This is a genomic window from Micromonospora sp. NPDC005087 (assembly GCF_042872965.1).
GTDB lineage: Bacteria > Actinomycetota > Actinomycetes > Mycobacteriales > Micromonosporaceae > Micromonospora.
The window spans coordinates 44,287-51,780 of sequence record NZ_JBIALB010000025.1 but is presented as its reverse complement, the minus strand read 5'-3'; the positions used below and the strand labels follow the sequence as shown (position 1 = coordinate 51,780).

Below are 7,494 nucleotides of genomic sequence, written 5' to 3'. Positions count from 1 at the left end.
CAGCCCCGGCAGAATGGGCGCGACCGTCCGCGCCGCACTTCATCTCACGCACTTCGAGTACCGCTACCTACCCGAATCTTGTTGAGATCACTTCACTGGTCTAGCTCGCTTCGACGCGTCTCGGGATCATCTGGTTTCTCGAGTTGAAGGATCACGTCACCGAGGAGGTCCTCCAGGACAATGCTCTGCGTGATGACAAGACCTCTTCGTTGATCAAGCGCGCTGCGCTCGGCGATCTCTTCCCAGTCAAGGTCGACCTCGTCGTGGAATGATAGGAGGAGGTCATAGTCTGAGAAGACGTTCAAGGGTTCGTCCGAGCCGTCGTCGAACGACACCTCGACCACGTAAACCGACATTTCCTCAAGGATCCGAACGTTGTCATCGTCCAGCATTCCGGCGTAGGCCCAGTCGACGGTGTACGAACAGGCCAGGTCGGGATAGTCCGGCGTCCGGAAGGCGCAGCGCCAGCCGCTGATTGCTGGAACTAGATCCGAAGTCTTGCGCCACACATCGCCGTGACGGGGGCACCTCATGTGTGTGGCGACCGGAGCAGCCTGCCAGCGACGAAGTAGCGCGACCTGCCCAGCAGTGAACGGTGCATAGACCTTTGGCGTGTCGGTCGGAAGTCCCAGCGCGATTCGGAGCGCCACTCGGTGTCTCCACTACCTCGTATCGGAAGGGCCGCGCCGGGTGACGTTGCGACACGCCCCTTTCCTGCCGCAGCGCCACCACCGTGGACGGCCGTCATTACGGCGTTACCAAGCCGCTAGATCAGCGACATCTGCTCGTGGTCGGGCAGGTTGAAATGCACGATCGGGTGGGGTCGATCGTGCCGGTGGCGGCGAGCTGTTGGGCTTCCCGGGCGTTGCGCACGTAGACCGGGACCGCAGGGGGCAGCCGGTGCAGCGATGCGGGGCTGGGCCGGAGCACCCCGTGTAGCCGCTGGCGAATGCGAATGGCGACGCCGTAGCCGCGGTCCGGGGTGGGGCCTTGGGCATCGAACTCGGGGCGGGCGGCGTGCGTCCTCCACAGCGGTTCCGCGACGGCCTCGCGAAGCTCGCGGATCTGCTCGGCAGACAACTCCCCCCACCACCGGTCCGCGGCCAGTCGCTCGTCCTCCTCCTGGCGCAGCCGCTGCTGCTCGGCGGCGCGTTGCTGTGCCTGCCGCTGCTCCTCCTCGACTTCGCGTCGCTGGCGAGCCTGTTCGGCTTCGGCTGCCCATATGCGCAGTTGCTCATCTCGCCGGGCGGCCTCCTCCGCTGCCCTGATCTCACGTTGCCGTTGCTCGTCTTTGCGTCGGGCCTCGGCTTCGGCTTCGGCTTGCTGCTCGGCCTGACGTTGCTGCTCTTCCCGATGGCGCTTGCGTGCCTCCTGGCGCTGCCGCATCGCCTCGTGCCGGCTCTCGCTGTCAACGTGCGGGCTGGAGGTCCAAACCAGGCGCCGCCGGCGGTAAAGGTCGTCGGCGCCGAACAACACCCGCCGGTATCGGGGGCGGACGTCGTGCACGACGGGCTGCCCTCGCGACGCCCAGCGGACGAAGGCGGTCAGCTCCAGCGTGTCGACGGCGACCCAGGTGCCGTGGTCGAAGTCGAACGCGGACGGACCCTCCACGACGGTCCAGGGCCGGCCCTGCGTGGGTTCGCGGACCCGGATCGACGGCACGTGTCCCATCCACAGGGCCTGCGCGGCCGGACTGACCCAGCACACGCCGACACCGGCGGCGCGGTATCGCTCGGTGCGCTCCTGGATGTCCTCGATAGTGATGGGCGACAGTTGGGCCTCCCAGGCGATGCGTCGGGTGCCGTCGTGCGAGGAGGCGAGCACATCGGCGCGCCATAAGCCATCCGGGGAGCGAACCTCCAGCTCGGCGTGCCAATCAGCGGCCCGTACCGCGGTAGCCAGCTCCAGCTTGAGGAGGTGATGCTCCAGGGACTCGTTCAGCCAGGCGCAGTCGGCGGGGCGTCCGGGGTCATGGGCGAAGTACCGCAGCCCGCGGGCGGACACTTTGGCATGAACCCCATGCCCGCACTCCGGACACCGCAACGCCACCCGCGGCCGAGTCCTGTGCACCGCCGACCAGGTCAGACCGCAGCCGAGGTCGGGCAAGGTGGCGTCGATGCGGCCAGCCTCGGGATGGATCGCCGCGAAGGCCATCTCAACGCCGCCGTCTAAACTTGCCGCAGACAACCGGGCCGCCGTTGGTGACCATCCGGATCTCGCCCACGCGCACCTCTCACCGATGGTCGCGGAAACGCGTATACGTCGAGCATGGCAGAGCGGTGCGACAACATCACTGCTCGTACCTGTCCCCCAGTGGTCAGTCGAAGACCTGGTTGACCGTGACTCGGATGCGGTCGGGGTTGCTGTCGACGATGAGCCACCAGTGGTCGTCATAGGGCACTTCTAGGGCCACCGGCGTGAGGTCGTAGAAGCCGCCGAAGAACTCGTACTCATCGCCGTCGACGTACGCCTGGTACTCGTCGTCGTCCATGAGGCAGACCCTGGCGGTCGAGCCGCGCAGCCCGATCTCGAACACCGCCCCAGTGGCGCACTCACCAAGGTCCCAGTAGAGGTGATCCACACACTATGTGTAATGGATGATGACGCCCCGTAGGAAGTCCTTCCGGGCGTGGTCTTTTCCGCTCCGCAAGCCACGGCCGTACGCGGGGTGCCTGCCGCGTTGATGCCGAGGTCACCACTGCTCGGCAGGTCGCCACCGGCGGCAGTGTTCTCGACTAACGGGTCACCAGTCGTCCTTGGGCATGAAGTTGATGTCGCCGCTGTAGACCGTCCGGTGCACCGCGTCGTCGATTGCGGCTTGCTCGCGATCGGCCCGGCTCTGCGCCGCGCGACGCTGCCCCTCGGCTGGGTCGTTCGCGGCCCGCTGCCTGGCGGCCTTGCCCTGAGCGTGGCGACACTGCCGCTCCGCTGGCGTCACCGAAGCCTCGCCGGCGGAGGCAGCGCGGTCCCGATCGGCCGCGCTCTGCGCCATCCGTCGATCCCGCTCCGTCGGTGGCAGCTTCGCCCAGCGGGACCGTATATCACCCATGACCACATCGTCACCAACCCGGCACGCGCTGTCCAGCGTCCTGCGGTAGCGCCGCGTCGAGGTTGCAGGTGATGCCGTCGCCACGGTGGCGGGCAACTCAGCGCCGAGGTATAGCGAGGTGCCGTCGCCCGGGTCAGTGGTGCAGGCGGCGTAGCAGCGTACCGCCGTAGGTGTGGTCGCGTAGGTAGTCGGCGAGCCCTGCTTGGTCGGCGCCGGATCGCGGTGGTTGCTCGGGTCGCCGGGTGAGGGCGGTCCGGCGGTGCGCGGAAGCGGTATGTGGTCTGCGGTGATGGTGCGGTGGCTCGTCGTCTGGTACCGAACTGGCAGACCGCTCCGGTGTCGCGGTCACCGTGGTCGTATCGCAGAGAGCAACCAGGCGCTGCACATTGGACGGGTTGCCCGATCATGTGTCCGTGCAGGACTACGTCCGTAGCGTTGGTCGCCCTCGGAGGCAAGGTACTTCTGTGCGGTGCCTGCCAGAATGACACGATGGTTGACGACGCGGGTGTCGCGACGCTTCGTGAGATCGTGATCCGGGCCGCCCGCGCGATCGCTGTCGGAAGCACTCATGCCAAGCTCGACGAGGACCTGGTCGAGGTTGGGCTTCCGCCTTCGACGGGCGGTGAGAGCAAAGCCCAGCGCGGCGAGAGCAGTGCCGCGGCCGTTCCGGACGAGCGGCTCCGGGAGGTCGCCGTCGGCCTGGTGAAACGGAACACCGGCCTGCACATGATCGACCGTATGACGGTCCAGGATCTCGTGTGGGCCGACGAGCATCCGCCTCCAATCCCGAAGCGGACACGTCGCGACCTCGCCCGGGCCTTGCCGGGGTCGATCCTGGTCAATCATGCCCAGCGATTCCACAACCTCCTGGCGACCCTCTTTGATCTGGGACGCGGTGACCTCTTCTTCGGCTTCGAGGACACCAGCCTCAGCGGGGAGATCGATCGGCACTTCTACCGCAACGACGACTGGACTGTCGAGCAGTTGTTCGACGAGCTCGGCGCGGTTGATCAGGCATCCGACCGCAGATTCGCCCTCTTCCTCGAAGGCATGGTGTCCGGCGACACCGTGCCGGACGAAGACGCCCAACGCCAGCTGGTCGACGCGATCAATCCGCCGCTGGCCGCCATCGGGCTGGAGCTTCGGGAGACGGGCAACACCGGCGGCTACCCGACCTTCCACCTGGTGGCCACCGGATCCAGGACCGGCCGACCCAAGCAGCTCATCTTCGCGTCCCCGAAGAAGCCCGATCTGCGGCTCATCGACGTCATCGACAGCGACGTCGAGGTGGTGGATCCCACCGGGGAAGTCCTCGTCTACGACCGGCCCATCGGCCCTGCGGGCCTCCGCTGGCGCGACCTGCAAAGTTGGTGGTCGGACACCCGCCAAATCGACGACAACCACCACGCCAAGCGGGGGCTGTACCAGCGGCTCGGCAACAGCGTGCCGCAGGGCTCCCCGCATCAGCTGCTCCTGTTCAAGCTCTACCACGACATCTACCGTGCCGCCCTCCAGGAGCTTCCCGCCCTCCTGCCCGAGGTTTGGCGCCACTGGGACCCGAAAACAATCAAGGCCCGCGGTAAGGACGCGCTGGTGCAGTTCCGCATGGACTTCTTGTTGCTAGCACCGGCGGGCGCCCGAATCGTGCTGGAAGTCGACGGCCAGATGCACTACGCAAGCGAACAGAAAGCCGCAGACGGCCAGCGACGCTGGCTCCCGGATGGCAACGAGTACGCACGTACCGTGGCCGCCAGCCGCGACCTCACCCTTGCCGGCTACGACGTTTATCGGTTCGGCACGAACGAACTCCACGACGAGGGTCAGGCGCGCCCGCTAGTCACGGCCTTCTTCGACAGTCTCTTCCGCAGGCACCACATCGCCCTACCGAGGTAAACGAAACAGGCCCGTCCCCCGGCACGCGACATGAGCGTGCGGGCGATTAAGCAGTGCCGTCGAGCTGCCTGAGCCAGTCATGGCAACCGGCGCGGTTTCGATCTGCGGGAAGGCCTGCTTTTTGTCTGCGGCGCGGCCATGTTCGGTACGCGGGTCCGGGGCGTTCGATCTGGGGCGGCAGGCGGAACGACGAGGAACGTCGCCGACCGCCACCTGGCTCCGGCCACACGCAGGTCGGCGATAAGCCGGTGGGGCAGGCGTTCCTCCCTCACCGCTCGGCCGATGCGCCGCATCGACTCGCCCAGCGACTCGTTCCACGGTGTCCCGACGGACGTACCGAGCAGGGCCGTGCCGGTGCCCTCGGCAGTTAACGGCCCTGTGGCGAGGCACGTCCGCGAATCTCAAGCACGCGAGCACAGCAGCATGCTTTTGCGACCAGCATTTGAGCGACCTAGACAGAATAGCCGCAGGTCACCGGCACAGCGCCAAACAGGCAGAGCAGTGGCTTACCCAGCTTCCCGCCTGGACCGCGACGGACCATCAGGTCCTGGACGACTTCTCGTCAAGGATCGCAACGAAGTGGTCCGCCAAGTGCCGGCAAAGCACCGAGACCTGGGTACACGACCTCGCAAAGGGACCGGCGAGTGGGCGGACCACCGGACCGCCTGCCATCAGTCGGTCCGCGAGCCGTGACCCGGGGCCACCCACTCGTGATTTGAACACCGGTAGCGCCGAGACCCAGCCGCGCTGCTCCCAATCTGCTCCCAATGTAAGCGGCACATGCGGCAAAGCCCGTTACCGGCTATCTCGGCAACGGGCTTCTGACCTGCACGAACTGAGAGTGGGCGATGCTGGTATCGAACCAGCGACCTCTTCGGTGTGAACGAAGCGCTCTAAACCCCGGAAGCAGCCCAAGCCGTTCCAACGAGTCAACCCCGCGTTGGCACCTGGAGGGTTCTCCCTTAGCGTCCGAGCATGCGATACCTCACCCGAACGTTCGCCCTCGGCACGCTCGGTCGTGGCAAGGAAGTCGAGCAGTTCATTGGACCCGTCAGCGTGGCGGGTAGTCCGGGTGTCCGCTGGGTCTCTGTCTGGCCCTGGCAACAGGGCTACAGCGTTTCGGTCCACGACGTGCAGGGCCTAGACGACGAGCGCTACCGGGATCTCCCCACATTCCCGCCACTCGACCCGGAAGACGACGACGAAACGGGCTCCGGCCGCTTCGTCGGTCATGTTGCAAGTGCGGCCGAGGCGTTGGAGTTGGCCGAGCGTGCAACAGGAGCCTCCCCGCACCGCTGGGTAACCCATGGCGTCGCTGGGGATGAGTACGCAGATTTTGTGCTCACGAGACGTAGCCAACACCAGCCCTGACTCAGCTTCGAAGCTGCCTAACCCAACCCTGAAGTCGAAATACTCCGGGCCGTGCTCGTGCCCAACCAGCACCCGCTTCTGACAGCCGAGCCACCGCCCCGCCCCATCTCACCCGACGAAGCCAACGGACATGACAACCGCGTAGAGCAACTCGCCCCGCCCTGCCCTGATCGAAGTGAGCGGCCGATGCCTCAGGGCGCCGGCCGCTTCTTCATGCCTCCCTGCACAACCCCAGCACATGACCAACTCTCGGAGGACCATTCCCATGACAACCCACCCAGCCGCTCCGGTGCCAATCACCCACACACCGAACTACAGGGCCGCAGCTCCGCCTGCCGACGGCGCCCGCACAGGCGTCGCCCACGAGTCTGCAGCTAACCGGACCGGAATAGCGGAAGCCAAGAGGCCAGCGACGCACGGATCCTGGCGAGTGTCTCGACCGGGTCGACCGCCGGACGGAGGCGCATGACGCAGCCATCCGGTCACGAACGTCAGCAGCCTGGACGGCCCGGCCTCGCATCGGCGGCCGCACGGGACAAGCAACTTGACCAGCCCGGCGAAGGCAACGGTTCATGGACGGTCGACAAGGTCGACGGCAGCGCAACGACCGGGGTCAACAGCGTGGCGGCTCCCGTCCAGCCACCTGAGCTGCATCCCGGTGCAGCTGCTGCCCTACCGAAGCTGCTCAAACGGTTCAACGACCACCGCACGGACAACTCGAAGCAGGAGAATGGATGACCTCCCCTCAACCACAAGCCTTTGCCTTCTACGGTCGCGTATCGACCGAGGACAACCAGGACCCCGAATCGTCGCGGAGCTGGCAACTCACCCGGGCGACAGCCCTCATCCAGCCCCACGGTGGGCGCATCGTCACCGAGTACTTCGACGTCGGTCAGAGCCGTTCCCTGCCCTGGCAACGCCGAACCCGCGCCAACATCCTCCTGACGGCGCTGCGCAACCCGCGGCGCGGGTTCTCCGCCGTCGTCGTCGGTGAACCCCACCGGGCCTTTTACGGCAACCAGTTCGGTCTCACGGTGCCGCTCTTCGCGCACTACGGCGTCGAGCTCTGGGTGCCAGAGATCGGCGGCGCCATCGACCCCGACAATGAGGCACACGAACTCGTCATGTCCGTCTTCGGCGGCATGAGCAAGGGGCGAACGTAACCGCATCAAACTCCGCGT

At 66.4% G+C, this 7,494-nt stretch carries 8 protein-coding genes and 1 tRNA gene; 4 read left to right on the top strand and 5 right to left on the bottom strand.

Annotation, left to right across the window (positions count from 1 at the left end):
- Positions 1-92: 92 nt before the first annotated feature.
- The 4 genes from ACFYPS_RS32940 to ACFYPS_RS32925 form a co-directional block, all read right to left on the bottom strand.
- Positions 93-650 carry a hypothetical protein gene (locus tag ACFYPS_RS32940; protein ID WP_387329850.1) on the bottom strand — a complete coding sequence of 186 codons (558 nt, stop codon included), beginning with the start codon at positions 648-650 and terminating at the stop codon, positions 93-95.
- Between the two features lie 121 nt (positions 651-771).
- Complete coding sequence (locus tag ACFYPS_RS32935; RefSeq protein WP_387329847.1) at positions 772-2,154, bottom strand: competence protein CoiA family protein; 1,383 nt, start codon at positions 2,152-2,154, stop codon at positions 772-774.
- A gap of 163 nt (positions 2,155-2,317) precedes the next feature.
- Complete coding sequence (locus ACFYPS_RS32930; protein WP_387329844.1) at positions 2,318-2,581, bottom strand: DUF1883 domain-containing protein; 264 nt, start codon at positions 2,579-2,581, stop codon at positions 2,318-2,320.
- 162 nt (positions 2,582-2,743) lie between these two features.
- The gene (locus tag ACFYPS_RS32925; protein WP_387329841.1) at positions 2,744-2,992 is read right to left on the bottom strand and encodes a hypothetical protein; all 249 of its coding nucleotides are present in this window, start codon (positions 2,990-2,992) and stop codon (positions 2,744-2,746) included.
- A 546-nt stretch (positions 2,993-3,538) separates the two neighbouring features.
- Between ACFYPS_RS32925 and ACFYPS_RS32920 the strand changes: the two genes are divergently transcribed.
- On the top strand, positions 3,539-4,942 hold the full coding sequence (locus ACFYPS_RS32920; RefSeq protein WP_387329838.1) for a hypothetical protein: 1,404 nt from the start codon (positions 3,539-3,541) through the stop codon (positions 4,940-4,942).
- 842 nt (positions 4,943-5,784) lie between these two features.
- Here the strand turns inward: ACFYPS_RS32920 and ACFYPS_RS32915 are convergent.
- A tRNA-Val gene (locus ACFYPS_RS32915) sits at positions 5,785-5,855 on the bottom strand.
- 62 nt (positions 5,856-5,917) lie between these two features.
- Here ACFYPS_RS32915 and ACFYPS_RS32910 point away from each other — a divergent pair.
- The 3 genes from ACFYPS_RS32910 to ACFYPS_RS32900 all read left to right on the top strand — a co-directional run bounded on the left by ACFYPS_RS32910 (position 5,918) and on the right by ACFYPS_RS32900 (position 7,476).
- On the top strand, positions 5,918-6,313 hold the full coding sequence (locus ACFYPS_RS32910; protein ID WP_387329835.1) for a hypothetical protein: 396 nt from the start codon (positions 5,918-5,920) through the stop codon (positions 6,311-6,313).
- A gap of 465 nt (positions 6,314-6,778) precedes the next feature.
- Positions 6,779-7,051: a hypothetical protein gene (locus tag ACFYPS_RS32905; RefSeq protein ID WP_387329832.1), complete on the top strand. Its 273-nt coding sequence runs from the start codon at positions 6,779-6,781 to the stop codon at positions 7,049-7,051.
- Positions 7,048-7,476, top strand: coding sequence for a recombinase family protein (locus ACFYPS_RS32900; protein WP_387329829.1), 429 nt, complete (start codon positions 7,048-7,050; stop codon positions 7,474-7,476). The genes ACFYPS_RS32905 and ACFYPS_RS32900 overlap by 4 nt, the downstream gene beginning before the upstream one ends.
- The last annotated feature ends 18 nt before the right edge of the window (positions 7,477-7,494 follow it).